This is a genomic window from Mucilaginibacter sp. SMC90 (assembly GCF_022811725.1).
Lineage (GTDB): Bacteria > Bacteroidota > Bacteroidia > Sphingobacteriales > Sphingobacteriaceae > Mucilaginibacter.
This window is the reverse complement of sequence record NZ_CP094527.1, coordinates 611,999-629,326: the sequence shown is the minus strand read 5'-3', so window position 1 is coordinate 629,326 and position 17,328 is coordinate 611,999. Positions and strand designations below refer to the sequence as shown.

19 protein-coding genes are annotated in these 17,328 nt (G+C 42.9%); 9 read left to right on the top strand and 10 right to left on the bottom strand.

Annotated features, from left to right (window positions below; all coding sequences use genetic code 11):
* Positions 1-101 precede the first annotated feature (101 nt).
* The 4 genes from MTO98_RS02805 to MTO98_RS02790 all read left to right on the top strand — a co-directional run bounded on the left by MTO98_RS02805 (position 102) and on the right by MTO98_RS02790 (position 3,531).
* Positions 102-1,142: an acetylserotonin O-methyltransferase gene (locus MTO98_RS02805; protein WP_243485116.1), complete on the top strand. Its 1,041-nt coding sequence runs from the start codon at positions 102-104 to the stop codon at positions 1,140-1,142.
* 259 nt (positions 1,143-1,401) lie between these two features.
* Complete coding sequence (locus MTO98_RS02800; RefSeq protein ID WP_243485115.1) at positions 1,402-2,319, top strand: aldo/keto reductase; 918 nt, start codon at positions 1,402-1,404, stop codon at positions 2,317-2,319.
* Between the two features lie 105 nt (positions 2,320-2,424).
* Positions 2,425-3,048 (top strand): bifunctional 2-polyprenyl-6-hydroxyphenol methylase/3-demethylubiquinol 3-O-methyltransferase UbiG, encoded by a 624-nt coding sequence (locus MTO98_RS02795; protein WP_243485114.1) that lies wholly within the window; start codon positions 2,425-2,427, stop codon positions 3,046-3,048.
* 57 nt (positions 3,049-3,105) lie between these two features.
* Positions 3,106-3,531, top strand: a complete 426-nt coding sequence (locus tag MTO98_RS02790; protein WP_243485113.1) for a hypothetical protein — start codon at positions 3,106-3,108, stop codon at positions 3,529-3,531.
* Positions 3,532-3,598: 67 nt separating this feature from the next.
* Here the strand turns inward: MTO98_RS02790 and MTO98_RS02785 are convergent, their stop codons facing one another.
* From MTO98_RS02785 to MTO98_RS02765, 5 genes are all read right to left on the bottom strand, one after another.
* On the bottom strand, positions 3,599-3,901 hold the full coding sequence (locus MTO98_RS02785) for a putative quinol monooxygenase (protein ID WP_243485112.1): 303 nt from the start codon (positions 3,899-3,901) through the stop codon (positions 3,599-3,601).
* A 212-nt stretch (positions 3,902-4,113) separates the two neighbouring features.
* Positions 4,114-4,434 (bottom strand): hypothetical protein, encoded by a 321-nt coding sequence (locus tag MTO98_RS02780; protein WP_243485111.1) that lies wholly within the window; start codon positions 4,432-4,434, stop codon positions 4,114-4,116.
* Positions 4,435-4,934: 500 nt separating this feature from the next.
* Positions 4,935-5,804: an AraC family transcriptional regulator gene (locus MTO98_RS02775; RefSeq protein WP_243485110.1), complete on the bottom strand. Its 870-nt coding sequence runs from the start codon at positions 5,802-5,804 to the stop codon at positions 4,935-4,937.
* Positions 5,805-5,845: 41 nt separating this feature from the next.
* Entirely contained in the window at positions 5,846-6,946 is a 1,101-nt protein-coding gene (locus MTO98_RS02770; RefSeq protein WP_243485109.1) for a cellulase family glycosylhydrolase, read from the bottom strand.
* 23 nt (positions 6,947-6,969) lie between these two features.
* Entirely contained in the window at positions 6,970-7,788 is an 819-nt protein-coding gene (locus MTO98_RS02765; RefSeq protein WP_243485108.1) for a phytanoyl-CoA dioxygenase family protein, read from the bottom strand.
* Between the two features lie 226 nt (positions 7,789-8,014).
* Here MTO98_RS02765 and MTO98_RS02760 point away from each other — a divergent pair, with 226 nt between their 5' ends.
* Positions 8,015-10,357 (top strand): glycoside hydrolase family 127 protein, encoded by a 2,343-nt coding sequence (locus MTO98_RS02760; protein WP_243485107.1) that lies wholly within the window; start codon positions 8,015-8,017, stop codon positions 10,355-10,357.
* A gap of 69 nt (positions 10,358-10,426) precedes the next feature.
* Here the strand turns inward: MTO98_RS02760 and MTO98_RS02755 are convergent, their stop codons facing one another.
* On the bottom strand, positions 10,427-11,047 hold the full coding sequence (locus MTO98_RS02755; RefSeq protein WP_243485106.1) for a hypothetical protein: 621 nt from the start codon (positions 11,045-11,047) through the stop codon (positions 10,427-10,429).
* Positions 11,048-11,149: 102 nt separating this feature from the next.
* On the opposite strand from MTO98_RS02755, the gene MTO98_RS02750 reads away from it, so the two are divergent.
* The 4 genes from MTO98_RS02750 to MTO98_RS02735 all read left to right on the top strand — a co-directional run bounded on the left by MTO98_RS02750 (position 11,150) and on the right by MTO98_RS02735 (position 14,312).
* Positions 11,150-11,764, top strand: coding sequence for a DUF1349 domain-containing protein (locus MTO98_RS02750; RefSeq protein ID WP_243485105.1), 615 nt, complete (start codon positions 11,150-11,152; stop codon positions 11,762-11,764).
* Positions 11,765-12,088: 324 nt separating this feature from the next.
* Positions 12,089-13,678, top strand: a complete 1,590-nt coding sequence (gene abc-f, locus MTO98_RS02745) for a ribosomal protection-like ABC-F family protein (protein WP_243485104.1) — start codon at positions 12,089-12,091, stop codon at positions 13,676-13,678.
* A 68-nt stretch (positions 13,679-13,746) separates the two neighbouring features.
* Positions 13,747-13,893, top strand: a complete 147-nt coding sequence (locus tag MTO98_RS02740; RefSeq protein ID WP_243485103.1) for a hypothetical protein — start codon at positions 13,747-13,749, stop codon at positions 13,891-13,893.
* Positions 13,894-13,997: 104 nt separating this feature from the next.
* Complete coding sequence (locus MTO98_RS02735; RefSeq protein WP_243485102.1) at positions 13,998-14,312, top strand: low molecular weight protein tyrosine phosphatase family protein; 315 nt, start codon at positions 13,998-14,000, stop codon at positions 14,310-14,312.
* 20 nt (positions 14,313-14,332) lie between these two features.
* Here MTO98_RS02735 and MTO98_RS02730 read toward each other — a convergent pair whose 3' ends face one another.
* From MTO98_RS02730 to pnuC, 4 genes are all read right to left on the bottom strand, one after another.
* A complete protein-coding gene (locus tag MTO98_RS02730; protein ID WP_243485101.1) occupies positions 14,333-15,415 on the bottom strand; it encodes an acyl-CoA dehydrogenase in 1,083 nt (360 codons plus the stop codon).
* 31 nt (positions 15,416-15,446) lie between these two features.
* Positions 15,447-16,076: a hypothetical protein gene (locus MTO98_RS02725; protein WP_243485100.1), complete on the bottom strand. Its 630-nt coding sequence runs from the start codon at positions 16,074-16,076 to the stop codon at positions 15,447-15,449.
* On the bottom strand, positions 16,066-16,572 hold the full coding sequence (locus MTO98_RS02720; RefSeq protein WP_243485099.1) for an RNA polymerase sigma factor: 507 nt from the start codon (positions 16,570-16,572) through the stop codon (positions 16,066-16,068). Before MTO98_RS02720 ends, MTO98_RS02725 begins: the two co-directional genes overlap by 11 nt.
* Positions 16,573-16,688: 116 nt before the next feature.
* Positions 16,689-17,315 (bottom strand): nicotinamide riboside transporter PnuC, encoded by a 627-nt coding sequence (gene pnuC / locus MTO98_RS02715; RefSeq protein WP_243485098.1) that lies wholly within the window; start codon positions 17,313-17,315, stop codon positions 16,689-16,691.
* Between the last annotated feature and the right edge of the window lie 13 nt (positions 17,316-17,328).

Sequence of the window (17,328 nt, the reverse complement as noted above, 5' to 3'; positions counted from 1 at the left end):
TCTTAAATTAAATACCTGTATTTTAGATCATTAATTACTACCTGTATCCGGTTAAGCTCCCCGAAGAAACTCCCAATTTATAAACCGATAATCAATAAAAAATGGAACAGCAACCTAACCAGCCATCACCCGAAAACATTATGAAAATTGGCACAGGCTTTTGGGCCTCCAAAATTCTTTTGACTGCGGTCAGTTTTCAATTATTTACCAGGCTTGCCGAAATGAAAACGATGAGCGCAAAAGATATTAAACATCTTTTAGGGCTTAACTGTACAGACAGAAATGTTCACGATTTTTTGGATGCTTTAACCGCGTTTGGCTTTTTAACGCGCAGCGGCATTTTAGATACCGCTACTTACTCAAATACCGTAGATACCGATACATTTTTAGATAAAAACAAGCCATCGTACATTGGTGGCCTTCTTGAAATGCTGAACAACCGGTTGTATGGCTTTTGGGGAAACCTGGGCGAGGGGCTGCTTACCGGGCTTCCGCAAAACGAGACAAAAAACAGTGAAGATTTTTTCGGTTTGATATATCAGGACCCAGAAAAATTAAAAGAATTTACAGGTGCTATGAGCGGCATCCAGATGGGTAATTTTATGGCTTTTGCTCAAAAATTTGATTTTACAAAATATAAAACCCTGATTGACGTGGGCGGTTCGGCCGGGTTGCTTTCGGTTATGGTTGCCACGTATAATCCAGCTATGCGCTGTACAACGTTTGACCTGCCACCGGTTGAGCCCATAGCAAGTGCTACGATACAAAAATTCGGTCTGACGGATCGGGTAAATGCTGCAAGCGGCAACTTCTTCAGTGTCCCAATACCTCATGCAGATGTAGTTGTAATGGGAAACATCCTGCACGACTGGGACGAGCAGAACAAGATTGTTTTAATGCAGAAAGCTTATGACGCCCTCCCTGCCGATGGTGCATTTATAGCTATAGAGAACATAATAGATGATGAGAGAAAACAAAACGTTTTTGGTATGATGATGAGCTTGAATATGCTTATTGAAACCGGAACCGGGTTTGATTACACCTTTGCCGATTTTAACAGGTGGGCTAAGATAGTTGGATTTAAGTCTACATCGCTTCTTCAGTTAACCGGGCCATCAAGCGCGGCAATTGCATACAAATAAAAAAGCGTTAATATCATTTAAAAGTAAGAAACAGGGCACTGGCCGGAATCATCAAATATTTGACGCTTTAGGTTAACTGAAAAGAAAATGCATACCTAACTTTATATCAGGAAAATGACAAGATAAATCCAATCGGGCTTTTTCCAGTCCGCATATCAATTCCGTTCATTACCAGCACTTTGATATGGACTAAGAACGAATTTTTCGAGTATGACGGATGATGATATTGTTAAGTGTAGTATTTAAAACATACCGTAAAATGAAGTCAGCAAATAATGCTATAAATATGCCAGGCCTTGGGTTTGGCACCCTGATCCCCGACCCCGCCGAAACCATAACACCAACGAGGCACGCGCTGGAAGCCGGGTTCAGACATTTTGATTGCGCAGAACGATACCGCAACGAACGTGAGGTAGGTGAAGCCCTGCAAGCCGGGATTGCCGCCGAAGGTATTGCCCGCGAAGATCTTTTTATTACCACCAAGCTGTGGAACACCAATCACAGGCCCGAGCGTGTTGAAGCAGCGTTTGAAGGCAGCCTGAAAAGGCTCCAAATCGATTATCTCGATCTGTACCTTATCCATACCCCGTTTGCATTTCAACCAGGAGAAGATCAGGATCCGCGGGATGAAAACGGCAATGTAATTTACGATAAGGGCGTGACTTTGCTTGACACCTGGCGGGCAATGGAAAAGCTTGTAGATGGCGGCAAATGCCGGGCCATCGGTTTGTCGGATGTTACACTGGAAACCCTTATGCCCTTGTACAAATCGGCAAGGATTAAGCCTGCAGTAGTTCAGGTTGAATCACATCCTTACCTTCCGGAAACGGAGCTTCTGGATTTTTGTAAGGAAAAGGGCATTATACTTTTAGCTTTTGCGCCGTTAGGCCATGGCATGAGGCCGGGCCCGCTGGAAGATCCTGTTGTTTTGGCAATTGCCGAACGGGTTAAAAAAACACCGGCACAGGTGCTGCTGGCCTGGGCGCTTCAACGAGGCCCGGCTTTACTTACCACGCCCAGAACTGCTGCCCGCGCAAAAGAGAACTTCGACGTAGAACCGCTGCCGGAAGATGCGTTTAATGAAATCAATAATATTGAAACCAGGCAGCGGTTTAATCATGTAGTAAAAACCGGCGTACCAGGATTCATTCCGCGGGCAAAAGACACAGCTAAATGATGCTGCCATTACGTTAAAACTATTTATAAGCCTCCGGATAAAAATCCGGGGGCTTTTGATTTTAAAGGCTATTGTAGTTAAATTGGCAGCATCCGAAATAAACTTATGGCAAACGAAACCGTAAAACCCGAATTTTGGGAAAAAAGCTTTATTGAGAATCAGGAGATGTGGGGTTTTGAACCATCAAAATCTGCTGTATTGACAAAAGACTTTTTCGTTGAAAAATCAGTAAAAAATATACTCATCCCCGGGATCGGTTATGGCCGCAATGCACAGATATTCAGAGACAATGAAATAACCGTAACTGGCATTGAGATCTCAAAAACAGCTATTGAAATGGCTGAGAAACATTACGGAACAGATATGACCATCTATCATGGTTCCGTAACCGATATGCCATTTGATCAAAATAAGTATGATGGGATATTTTGTTATGCTTTAATTCATTTACTAAATAGCAGCGAACGAAAGAAATTGATAGCCGACTGTTACAACCAACTGGCTGATAATGGCTATATGGTTTTTACAGCGATATCGAAAGAGGCACCAACCTACGGACAGGGTAAGTTTATCAGCCAGGATCGTTACGAGATACATGATGGGGTTAACATGTTCTTTTATGACCGGGAATCTGTCAGGGCCGAATTTGGCGTAGCCGGTTTATTTGAAATTGCAGAAGTCACCGAAAATTTCCCCTTCTTTTTAATTAAATGCAGGAAAGCTGGATAGCAAATAATGCTGTACATTTAACAATATCCTTTTAAAGCAATAATCAAACACAACTAAATGTCGGCATACCCAAAAGTTAAAAGCACCGAGATGGTGGGAACGTATCCGGCACTGGTTAAATCGGGAGGCGGTTACGTTTGGGACGAAGTACTTGAATACCGGGTTTGGTGCCACCCAGGCGCAGGAGCACCCGATATTGAAGACGGTGACGATTATTATTATGTTTTTGATAACTATGAAGACGCACTTGAATTTTCAAAAGAAAATCAGGGATGCGAAGATCCATTGGCGCTCATTTTACAGAAAGAATATATAGCCGAGCCTCAGCCTGGTAAATACATGCATATTAAAGAGCAAAGAATTGCAGAGTGGCCGGTTGAGTTTTTAAGTCGCCCCAAAAGAAACGAAAATACAATCCCTGATTTTTTATCTCCGAACGCCCCGGCTAACAGGTTAGATATATTACGCGGTTTAACGGCTTGAAGATATTTAAATAGAGAAGCCTTTGAACATCCAAAGGCTTCTTTATACAGTTAGTTCATGGCAATTATTAAATACCTAACTCGGTTGCTACAACCACTTCCCGGTTTTCAAGCAGCGGGACTATCTGTCCCAGTACAATATTCTGAAAGTATTCGGATGCGCGGTGAGCAGCAACAGCAGCTTCATCTTTGTAACCCTCAAACAAAATCAGCGTATTAACATCGGTGTTGCTTTGATGAAGCTTGTAAAACAGGTTGCCTTCTTCGGCCCTGCTTTGTTTAGTAACCTCGGTAAGGAGGTTAAGCACGGCATCTAATTCGCCCTCTTTAACCTGCCATTTGGCAAAAACGGTTATAGCTTGTTGGTTCATTTTTTTGTTTTTTAATACACCTGCTCTCCTCATCAGTAAGAGAAGACCCTTTTATAAGTAAAAAAGGGTTTTACAAACTCAAACTCCTCATCGCTAATATCGATCACTGCTTCTATATGCTTACGGAGTTTATCCATTAATGGGTTGTTCTTTAAATAAAAATGGCCTGTGTCATTAATCTCTGAAAGGAAGATTTAAATATAGAGATTTTTTTATGCACGGTCTTTTAACGGTGGCGGCCAATGAAGGGCAACTTCCCAGTCTTCAAACGGAGGCTCAACAACAAATCGGGGATCACAATATGCCCTAAGATAGTCTGTTGCTCTTTTCTCTGCGTATTTGGCGTTTAGTACCTCTCCGGTATGGTCAAGTTCAATCACATTGGCATATATTGCAAATACCTGTTCAATAGCACTTGGTTCGGTGCCATACAATGAAAGATAATTAATCCCCGCAAGTGTATTTTGGGTTCCGCTTGCCATAAAATAGGCAAACGTTCTTAATGCTCCACTAAAGGAGTTACTTAATTTCATGCACTAATTTATCACGTTTTCTATAAATAAAAACCGTTACAAATCTTTTTAAGTTCAATGCTATGCCTTGCTTAATCGTCTTCTAAACCTCAACGCCAAAGATTCAAGGTCCTGTTTTTGAATATCCTCGGGCCTATTAAATTGAGATAAGACCAGTGTTTTGGAAAGTTGAATGGTACCGTTAGTGGTTCTGACCAGAACCTCGTCGCCACGCTCGGAATGATTTTTATAATTCCCGATTTGAGAATTGACCCCGGTGAGGCGCATTAATAATTCAACTATAGCATAGAGCGGCAGTTTACTTTGCGACATACATCAGCTTGTGTTGTTTAACACCAAGTTAAGTAAATTTTAACAAATAATAAATATAGCCATTACCTACAGCCATAGTTAACATGAATTTTACACAGTATTGGTTTTATAAAAAAGATTGTGGTTGATCTTTAATCAGTTCCATAAGGCTTAAGTAATACGGCCTTGCTTAAAACAATCATCAGGGATCAACCTATAATTTCCAGATGATGTTTCCGGTATCCCAGGGGGCTTTTACCGGTAGACAGCTTAAATATTTTATGGAACGACGCCACATCACTAAAACCTGAGTCAAAACTGATTTGAGTGGCGTTTTTATCTGTCGATATCAATTGTTGCATGGCATATTGCAACCGGTAGTAAGTAATAGCCTCTGTCAGTGTTTTCCCTGTAGTTTTTTTATAAAACTTACAGAAGGCGTTTTTAGTCATGCTGCCTATTTCGGCTACCTCATCAAGGGTTATCTTACTCCTGAAATTATCAATTATAAAACTTTGTACAAGCTTTAACCGCTGATGCTCTACCCCCTGAGGGCTATATATTACAGGTTCGGCATTCAAATACCGGTAAACAGTATGATCGGTTAAACGATCAAGGATTTCCAGTACAAGGATGAGTTTTTTGAATGGATCATCTGTTTTAACAACGGCCATCATCAAATTAATGACGGCCGTTGCCCCTTTTCCGCTAAAATGAAGTCCGTGAAAGCTCTTTTTAAGCAATTGCACAACTTTCCAGGCCGATTGGTTCTCGAAGAAGTTTGGCCCCAAAAAATCGAGGTTAAACTGGATCACTACTGATTTAGCGTTAATCTCTTCGTTATGTAAAGTCGTTTTCCAGCAGTGCGGCACATTGCTCCCGATCAGCACCAGGTCGCCCTGTTGATAAGCCGACATATTGTTGCCTACAAACCTGTTGCCTTCGCCCTTTAAAATAGCCGTTAATTCATATTCGGGATGAAAATGATACGGCGATTCAAACTCATGCTGCTCAAATAGCCTGGCAAGGAACGTATTTTTATCGTGACTGTTTAAAGCTTCTAACGTAGGCTTGATCATCGGTTCCGGGTAGTTTCGATATACAAAGAAACCAAAATAACCTATTTATGTTGATGTTCACTGATATATTCAGCGCTTTTAGATCTGTCAATAAACAGCTTTAACGAATCAATTTCAGCTGCTTTGTATGGTTTAAAGTCTCCGCTGTAAAGGTCATGCTGCCAAAGCTTCTGTTCCGGATCGCCGGGGCGGTGCCCCCAGGGCAAATTGGTTTGTGTTTTACCGTTAACCAATCCCCAAAGGGTACAGCCCACTTTATACTGGTAAAAAACCGGCACAATTTCGCTCACCGTAGATTTCCATGGCCTGTTCATCCATTCGGTATTGATCATGGGACGGTTGTACTGCTTAAGCTCTTCTATTGTTTTAGTAACGTGCTGTTTATCCCCGTAGTCATGAAACGTGATCAGGTCAACATTTTCGGTAATGATACTGTTTAGCCGCGGGTTTTGGTCAAAAATGCCAATGGTAAGCGGCTGCGAGGGATTTACTGCCCTTGCCCAGGCAATGGTTTTTTTAAGCAGCGGAAACGTAGCCGCGCCCAAGCCGCCGTTGGTAGGTTCATTATACAAATCCCACATTAAAATGCGCTTATCATTCTTAAACCTTGCCATCACATCTGTTACATACTTTTTAAGCCTGGGATGCGTAGTAGAGTCAACCACCATGCTATGCCCCGGGCTTGGCGACCAGGCCCAGGCATACCAGCCCATCAAAGGCTCGGGTTGTTTACCGGTTTTAGGGTCGTTGGTGATACCGAAAGAACAATCATCAAATAAAGCCGGTATAAACCGGATATGATGCTTATCGCAAATGGCCATAAACCTGTCTAAAGTATTTAAAAAGTATTTCGGGTCATCGGCATATACCGCATACTGCAGTACCGCCCTTAAGGAGTTCATACCCGATTTTTCGGCCAGTGCCAGTTCTTTATCTATAGCTGCCTCATTAAAAGTTGTTTTATCCCACATGGCGGTATAATTAATAGCGTAAGCCGGGATATAATTAAATCCGCAATACCAGGGCTGCTGGTTATACCATGCCCATATGCGGGCTTCGGGCCAGCGTTTGTCCTGACTTTGAGCAAAGCAGTTTGAAATACAAACAACTAATAATATCAGTAAAAAAGTCTTTCTTATCATATCAAAAACGGTGATCTGGTTTATCAGTAAGCTAAAGGATTTAAGTTTGATTGTGCAGCTTCACCCGGATTTAAGCCGCCGAGCCAGCGTTGACGGTCATTTTCCTGGTGTTTGTTTTGTGGTTCGGTTACGCGTGCGTCGGCAGCATAGTAAATTATGGTCATTACTTCGCGGGTGGTATCTGCCGAGCTATTGCCCGGCGCGTTATGTAATGTCCAGCCGTAATGCCATGTTGCATCGCCTGCCTGCATAGTTTCGGCGCGCGTTATGGGGTAGTTTTTTTCCCTGATGTATTTTTGCAGCGATGTTTCAGACTCGTCTGATATCGGAATATTTTCTGCAAACCCATCCTGGTGGGAGCCCGAGGCAAAGGTGAGCATCCCCAGCTCAACATCAATATCCATCAGCGGCATCCACATGGTTACCGTTTTATTGGTATCAAGCGGCCAGTAATACTGATCCTGGTGCCAGGGTGTAAAACCACCGCCAGCCTCTTTAAATAAGGCCTGGTCATGATAAATACGCACATGTTCAACGCCTAACAAATCTGCAGCAATTTTTGCAAAGCGTTTGGCAAGGGTGAATTCCCTTACCTGGTCGTCAACCTCCCATAAATTCATGATCTGCAAAAAGGCTTTGCCGTAAGTATCCCTGTCATTCATAGCCCGGGTTTCAGTATTGTAACGGTTTACCGCGTTGCCGATGACACTGCGATAATGGGCCACTTCATCGGCCTGTAGTATGTTTTTGATGAGTACATGTCCCTGTTGTCTGAAATCATCAATGAGTGCTGCATCCACATGGATAGTGCTGTTAAGCATCGGTTTTTCTGTCTGGATCATGGGAATAAATTAGGTTATAATTGGTTAGCGTTGCTGATGACAAGAATCAGCATGACAAAAAAAGCGGATTTGAGGCCCATGGGATATGTTTAAATTAATCAATCAATATTGAATATTATCCAGCTTTAATTTTTGATTGGTTTTTCAGGCTAATATCAATAACTATGTAGTGTAATTATAAACCAACGTTTTTTTCCAACCTCCAAACGGTTAAGTAACAAAGCATATGAGAAAAATATATAAGGCTATAGCATCGGCAATGCTATATGGCTTAATGCCAAATGCAGTAACTGCACAAACCGGCTACGTAGTAAAAGATAAAGTTGCCAAACAGGTGAGCCAATTTAATTTGAGCGATGTAAGGTTACTTGACGGCCCCTTTAAACATGCGATGGAAAAAGACGGGGAATGGCTGCTTAGCCTGCAGCCCGACCGTTTTTTACACCGGTTCAGAGAAAATGCGGGGCTGAAACCCAAAGCCGAAATTTATGGAGGCTGGGAAACAGCAGGGGTGTCAGGCCATTCGTTGGGCCATTACTTGTCGGCTTGCTCCATGATGTACGCGGCCAGCGGCGATGCGAGATTTAAACAGAAAACCGATTACATAGTTACCGAACTTGCAGAATGCCAGCGGGTGCGCAAAACAGGATATATAGGCGCTATACCCGGTGAAGATAAACTTTTTGACGAGATAGCCGCGGGCGATATCCGTTCGCCGGGCTTTGACCTTAATGGTGCCTGGGTACCGTGGTATACGGAGCATAAAATATTAGCCGGGTTGGTTGATACCTATTTATATACAGGCAATCAACAGGCCAAACAAGTAGCTATTAAATTTTGCGACTGGATAGATACCAAATTTAAAAACCTTACCGAAGCGCAATTTCAATTGATGCTGGAGTGTGAGCACGGCGGAATGAACGAAGCATTAGCCAACGTTTACGCCATTACAGGCAACAAGAAATATCTGGATCTGTCATACCGTTTTCACCACAAACGCATCCTTGATCCGCTGGCGCAGCAGCAGGATGACCTTGCCGGTCTTCATGCCAACACCCAGATCCCTAAAGTAATTGGTTGTGCCCGCCAGTATGAACTTACCGGCAATCCCGCCGATCATGCCATTGCCAATTTCTTTTGGAATACCGTAGTGAACCATTACAGTTACGTTATTGGCGGCAATAGTGATCATGAACGTTTCAGCGATAAGCCCGGCCATCTGGCGGCCCATTTGAGCGCTACAACTACCGAAACCTGTAATAGCTATAACATGCTGAAACTTACCGACCATCTTTTTGGCCTTGATCCTCAGGCTGCTTACATGGACTATTATGAGCGTGTACTTTATAACCACATCCTGGCATCACAAAATCCGGAAAACGGCATGGTGCTCTATTATTTAACGCTGGCATCCGGAACACAAAAGCAGTTCGGCACGGCCAATGATTCATTTTGGTGCTGCACCGGTACCGGCATGGAAAACCATAGTAAGTATGGCATGGATATTTACGATAAAGACAATAGCGGAGGTTTATACCTTAACCTGTTTATTCCATCAACCTTAAACTGGAAAGAGAAAGGCATGTTGTGGACAATGGAAACCCGCTATCCCGAAAGCGGCACTGTTAATTTCACCCTTACCCAATCGGCACGTAACCGGCAAATGCCCTTGCACATCCGCTATCCTAAATGGGCTGTTAGCGGTGCACAGCTAACCGTAAATGGGAAAGCTATTGCTATAACAACCAAACCGGGAAGCTATATTACCATTAACCGTATGTGGCGAAAAGGAGACCGAGTTAAATTGACCTATCCGATGAGCCTGTACACAGAAAGTATGCCCGACAATGCCAATATGAAAGCATTCCTGTATGGCCCGCTGGTTTTGGCCGGGCAGTTAGGTAAGGCTGACATTAAAAAACGTGATATCCCGGTGTTTGTTGCTTCAGATCCAGACCTAAACCAATGGATCAAACCGGTTGCAGATAAGCCAACCGTATTTTATGCCAGCAACCTGGGCAAACAGGTAATACTCGAACCACTTTACAAAATATACGATCAGAAACAAGCCGTTTACTGGGACTTTTTCAACAACGGGGAGTGGAAATTGAAGCAACAACAATTTGACGCCGAACGTAAGGCCGAAGATGAACTGGCTGCCAATACGCTCGACATGATGCGCATAGGCGAAATGCAACCCGAACGCGACCATAACTTTAAAGGCGAGCACACCCACACCGGCGAGGTTGACGGAATGCGCTGGCGCGATGCCACTGATGGGGGCTGGTTTTCTTTCCAACTGAATACCAAGGGTGCGGCCACTGCCCAACTTCAATGCAGCTATTTTGGTGCAGATGGCGAAGGACGGGAGTTTGAGATCTTAATAGACGGGCAAAAGATAGCCACAGAAAAACTGGTTAAAAAAGCATCCCCCGATTTTTACACAATAAACTATTCTATACCCGCAACATTACTTGCCGGCAAGCAAAATATCGTTATAAAGTTTCAGGCCTTACCGGGCAAAACAGCAGGCGGACTATTTGGATGCCGGCTGTTGAAGATGAAATAAAAACAGTACTGATTTCCAGATACCTTAATTTAAACGGACCCGGTTGTGACATAAAGATCAATCGGGTTCTTATTTTTTTATTGGGTGATCTTTCAGGTATTCATCCAGTTCGGCCTTGCTATTTATAACCTCCAGGATAGAAGGGTACCGGGTTGAATAAATGATCACTATGGGCTCGCCTTTATAATATTCTTTAAATTGATTTGCGGTGATAGAATGATTTACAAAGGCCGAATCGCCGTCTATTTTTTTAAAGCCCAGCACAATTTTGCTGAAATCATATTTCCTGCTGCTAAAGGAACTACCGCCAACTATATCGGCCTTTGTTAACTGCCCATAATTGTGGATCTCGTTCTTTTCCATTTGGATTTCGCGCCAGATCAATAAAGCTACTGCACCCCAAAAAAGCACCAGAATTACAGGTAATATAACACAGCCCGACGGGTTATACGCTTTTGCAATTGCTTCCCTGCGCTCATCTTCAGGCAAGTCATCCTCATTTTTTACTGCTTTGGTAAGATCTTTAAGAAAAATACTCACCAAAAGTTTTACTGAAACAAATGTGATGGCAACAGCTCCCGCAATTACAATAAGGTAAAGTGCCGAAGTGAAAATATTTACAGGGATAAGGCAGGTAAAGAAGATGATTGTTACTGCTGTAATAATCCCCCACTTTGTGGTTTCATTCATAATATAAAGATACCCGGGTTTAAGGGCATATCAAACTTTAAAATCACAAAAGATAATAATATCCGGGCGGGCTTCATTCTTTATTATCATAAATTTACCGCCATGAAAAAACTAACCTTTTTAACCTTATTTGCCCTGCTCAGCAAATTTGGTTTGGCACAAAACTTAAACAGTATGCAGTGGTACAGTAAACCTCAAAAATCATCAATAGAAGGCAGCACGCTGCACATGACTGTCGACCCGGCAACAGATTACTGGCGGGTAACCCATTACGGTTTTATCCGGGATAACGGCCCCTTTTATTTTACCGAACAGGAGGGCGATTTTGAGGCGAGCGTGAAAATTACCGGTGCATACAAAGAGCTGTTTCACCAGGCCGGCTTAATGGTAAGGATCGATAACAAAAACTGGATCAAAACCGGGATCGAATATGTCGACGGTGTTCAAAACGTAAGCGCCGTAGTTACCCGTGAAGTTTCGGATTGGTCGGTAGTGCCAAGGCATGACAGCCCCAAATCTGTTTGGTTAAAATTGCTGCGCAAAGGCGATTTTGTGGAGATCAAATACTCGTTTGATGGTGAAAAATATGATATGCTCCGCCTGGCATATTTTCCGCCCAATGTAAAAGCGATGATCGGCATGGTGGCGGCGGCACCCGGCAAGCAAAGTTTTGATGTAAAGTTTGAGGATTTTAAAGTGGAGAAGGTTACGAAGTAGTTTTTGCCATTGGGTTACCCGATTGCAAATAAAAAATTTCTGCACGAATTTTAAACAATCCCAATTAAAAATTCGTGTAATTCGATTAATTGTGAAAGGTTTGAAAAGCATTCGTGTAGAAATTTTTTGTATCAGATTAGCCAAATTTGAACTCGATTTTCCAGAGCGTATTGCGACAATAACCGTGTTCCAATCCTTTTTATTACCTTTGCCCCGGTAACCAACCATTCCCTCTATGTGATTAATAATTTCTTTCAGGACAAATAACACAGTGCCGTTGTTGCAACGCCCCTGCAATTATTCACCTTTTTCAAGAAAGAAATTATGCCTATTCTTCACGATATTACCTATATACATCCCAACCGTGATCTTTTATTTGCCGGTATTGATCTCGTAGTTAACAAAGATGATAAAATTGCCCTGATAGGCAATAACGGCACCGGAAAATCGACCCTGCTTAAAATATTGGCCGGAAATTTAAAACCAGTCAGCGGTGTAGTAAAAACTGATTCGCGGCCTTATTACGTGCCGCAGATCTTCGGTCAATATAATGACCTTACTGTTGCTGAAGTACTGCGAATAGCCGACAAACTAAATGCCCTGCAGCAAATTCTCGACGGGAATGTAACCGACGAGAACATGACCGTGCTCAATGATGACTGGGCCATTGAAGAACGCTGCCAGGAAGCTTTTATCCACTGGCAGCTTAAGGATATTGATCTGTCGCAAAAAATGGGTTCGCTTAGCGGCGGGCAAAAAACAAAAGTATTTTTGGCGGGCATCGCTATTCATCGCCCCGAAATAGTTTTGTTGGATGAACCAAGCAATCATTTGGATACGGCAGGCAGGGAACTACTTTATAATTATATTAAATCAACAAATAACACTTTATTGGTGGTTAGTCATGACCGTACGTTGCTTAACCTGCTCAACACCGTTTGCGAACTAAGCAAGCGCGGCATTACTACATATGGCGGCAATTATGATTTTTATGCCGAACAAAAAGACATTGAAAGCGAGGCCTTGAACCAGGATGTAAAAAGCAAGGAGAAGGCCCTCCGCAAGGCTAAAGAGACCGAACGTGAATCCATAGAGCGGCAGCAAAAGCTGGATGCCCGTGGTAAAAAGAAACAGGAAAAAGCGGGCGTACCTACCATCATGATGAAAACCCTGAAAAACAGCGCCGAAAAAAGCACATCAAAAATGCAGGGTGTGCACGCCGAAAAAACCGGGGCAATTGCACAGGAGTTAAGCCAACTGCGTACCCGTTTATCTGATATCGATAAAATGAAGATGGATTTTGATAATTCTGCTCTTCACAAAGGGAAAGTGTTGATAACCGCAAAAGATCTCAACTTTGAATATGGGGAGCAGTCGCTTTGGGCTCCCCCGCTCTGCTTTCAAATTACCAGTGGCGAAAGATTAGTGATCAGGGGAGCAAATGGCTCAGGCAAAACAACGTTGATAAAAATGCTGCTGGGTAGGCTGGAGCCACAATCCGGGATAATTAACCGGGCTGTGGTCAAAGCCATATATATCGATCAGGATTACTCGCTGATCAATAATAAACTCAGTGTGTATGAACAAGCCGAAGAATTTAATTCAGGAGCATTGCAGGAGCATGATATTAAAATCAGACTTAACCGCTTCCTGTTTACCCGCGAGGATTGGGACAAACCATGCAGCGCCCTTAGCGGCGGCGAAAAAATGCGGTTAATGCTTTGCTCGCTAACCATAGGCAACCAGGCACCTGATATGATCATTTTGGATGAACCTACCAACAACCTCGATATTCAAAATATCGAAATATTAACAGCCGCTATTAATGATTATCGGGGTACGTTAATCGTAGTGTCGCACGATGAGTATTTTTTAAAGCAGGTTAATGTGGAGCGGGAGATTTTTATAGGATGATAAATAAAAAAATATCATTTTCACTCTTCCTCATTTCGTTAAATGACACAATATGCAGAGTGATCAATATGGCACATAAGTTTCTCATACCCTACTGGCTGGTTGAAATGACGGTTGTGGTTATCAGTACCCATGACAAGCTCAACAGGAGTGTTATGCTGAGCGCGTCGAAGCATGGTGGGCAGGCCTTTGCGCGCAAGTCTTCAACAGGCTGACTGACCTGCCCTCTTTTGTCATTTCACTTTCAGCGTTCGCCGGATTTAATTAATCAATAAAATACACACTGCCCACTTAGCTAAAAAAAAGATATTCAAGACCTATGCCCAACCTCCTTTTCATTTGCAGTAAAAACCAATGGCGCAGCCCTACGGCCGAGGCTTTATTCAGGAACCACCCTTTGCACAAGGCTTCATCGGCGGGTACAAGTGATAAAGCCCGGGTGAGGGTAAATCAAAAAATGATTGATCGTGCTGATGTTATCTTTGTGATGGAGCAAAAGCATAAGGAAATACTGAAGCAACGGTTTAGCGTAAATGGCAAGCAGCTGATTGTGCTTGATATTGAAGATAACTATCAGTTCAATGATCCTGAACTGATAGCTATTTTAAGAAATGAGCTTAGCGAATATCTTTAAGTAGGATAAAACGTCGCTTTTTACGACTCAAAGGTAAGTAGCGAGTGCTGCCCGGCGGTATGGATATCCCGCCATACCTGGTTGATCTCCGTATCCGGATTGGCAGCCGACAGACCGCAATAGGTGTAGAGCTTATCCACACTTTCACGAGCAACTTTGGCCAGCTTGCGGCTCATCGTACTCACAGCCTGCAAACCGTTATCAGCCGCTTCAAAGTTATTCCATGAGTTGTCAACAGCCTCGTAAAACTCAGCTCGGACTTTATTAACTAAAATGGTTTGATCGGCCAGTAACTGTTTGATGTATGCTTTTTGCGGTTCGGTTAATCGTGGGTTTTTCATGCGCTCATCAAATGCCGGTATGCAGAGGTCAAGAAAATGAACCGCCAAGCCCGAAAGGTTAGCCGCTAACGTTGCTTCGGCTAATTGCAGAAAGGGGTAGCGGTACAAAGGCTCATTTACAATGGTGTATTGCGGGTCGATCTTAAAGCAACGATTTTTATCAACATACAGATCTTTTACCTCATAGGCATCGCTGCCGGTAGCCATCATACCTACGTATTTCCAGGCCGGGAAAACACGCACGTCTTTTTTATCAAAAACAAAAGGTAATATCAGCGGTTCGCCCTCCTTATTCAAAACAGTTTCCTGCCCGTTTTTAATGATACAGTTTGCGGTGATATGGGTTGCATGATGCGCACCGCTGGCATATTTCCAGGTTCCGTTAATAATGTAACCATCGCCGTTAATGGTAGCTGTACCGGTTGATGCGCCGCTGCCAGCCAAACATAACTGTGGATTAGTCATGATCTCCGCAGCCAGGCCGGCATCAAGAAATCCGCCAAACCAGCCTGCGCCACTGCACAAAGTCACTACCCAACCAAGGCTGCCATTGGCCCAGGCCAGGCTTTCTTCCAGTCGTACCATTTGCGGCAGGGCCAATTGCAAACCGGAGTAAGCTTGTGGCACTAAAAATTTAAACCAGCCCTGCTCATAAATAAGTGCCAGCTGACCGGGCTGCAGTTTGCCTGCCTGTTCGGCTTCGGGAGCTGCATTACGAATTATATCAACCCATTCGGGTTTTAAGTTTTGTGATGGATGCATTTTTTGTTGATCAAAACAACCGGGAAGCAATTTATGGCTCGCTGCCGAGGTCGTCAATTATTTGTTTAAGTTCCACTATATGTTTGCCATAAAGTGATTTAATGTAATAAACATGGATAGCATAAGTTATTACCACAGTAACAATAGCGGTAAGTACAAACCACAGCATACCTCCTGCAGATAAGAACGCATCGGACGTAAGTACCTGCAAAATATATTTTGAAACAGATTGACTGCAAAACAACGCTACAATAAGCAATATGGCTAAGGGGGTTACGCAAAAGTTATAGGTTTTGTAGATCTCAGTATTGAGTTCGAGCTCGTATGTTATTTTGCGGATACTTTCCCTTATGTTAAAATCATATTTAGCTATCGATTTGTAAAACACATAAAAGCGGGCATAAAAATATGTGTTCAAAATAAAAATGGTGAAGAATATGATGATTGCCAGGTTAAAGAAAAAAGATGACCGGTGATGGCTCATTAAATACCAAATGAGGATGGGGTATGCCATTACAGTGGCAATAAATTCCGATTTCATATTGGAGCGTACTTTATCAATCACCGAGTTTGTTTTACCTAATGTTTGCGTATCGGCAGGGAGGTGCATGCCTTGCGGCTCATCATCGTGCCAGGCATCTTTTAAATCGTCAATGTTCATAACTTAAAGTATTAACTATGTCTTTCAATTTTGTTTTAACACGGTTAAGCCTTACACGTACATTTATTGGTGTGATCCCCAAACTAGCGGCAATCTCTTCGGAGGATTGATTTTCCATATACAAAAAAATCAGTGCCTTTTCAACCTTACCGAGCTGCTGTACTGCTCGGTAAAACATGGCAAGTTGCTCTTCCTTTTCGCCGGCGTTGCTTTGTTCTTCGGGATGTTCAAAACCTGCGGGCATTTGCTCACTATCGGGCCGGCGTTTTTGCTTTTTAAAAAAAACGATGGCCGTATTAAGTGCCACCCGGTACATCCACGAGCTAAACTTGCTTTCGCCTTTAAAAGAGTCAAAGCCCCGCCAAAGCTGAAGCGTCATTTCCTGCAGCAGATCATCGCGATCTGCCGGGTCATCCATATAAATGCGACAGATCTTGAACAGGATCCCTTTGTTCTGGTTGATCAGTTGCATGAAATGACTCTCTTTGGTACTCACCTTAATTATGTTATTGTTTGCTTAACATACAATAAGTATCCATTATGAAAATATGTTACAAATTTATTTTTAGCTTAAAGCCGAAAGCAAAAGGCTGAAAGCTTTCTACCTTTGGCTTAATATCCCTTGCTTGTTGCTTTCAGCTTTCTCCTCCACTCAAAATAACCCCATATGGCCACAATGAACAGGAAGATGGTAAGCATGCCAAACATGGGCAGTTTTTTGTAAAACAGTAATGGCACGGCAAAGAAGTTAGAAATATTCAAAAAGATCCAGTTTTCCATTTTGCGGCGGGCCAGCAGCCACATACCCGCCCAAGCGGTGGAGGATACCAACGCATCCCAGCCTGGTACATTGGATGGAGTAAAATATTTAGCAGGCAGGTTTTTGATCATGTAATAAAATACCACCCAGCCCACAATACTTATCGCCAAACTTATTATCCATTCATTTTTGGTGGAATATGTGATTTTTACAGGGGGTTCGTTGCGTTTTTTTACCCAATAGATCCAGCCGTAAACGCTCATAACCACATAGTACCCGTTCAAAACCGATTCGGCATACAGGTGTACATCCATCAGCAGGTATATGGATATGGCTGTACCCAGTATGCCTGCCGGGTACAGCCATATGTTATTAACACGGGCCAGTAATACTTCAGTAACGCCCAGCGCAACAGCAAGCCATTGCAGCCAGGTAGTTTCCTTTATTTGTTCAACGAATAGCTGAAGCCAATGATTCATATCTTAATCCTTA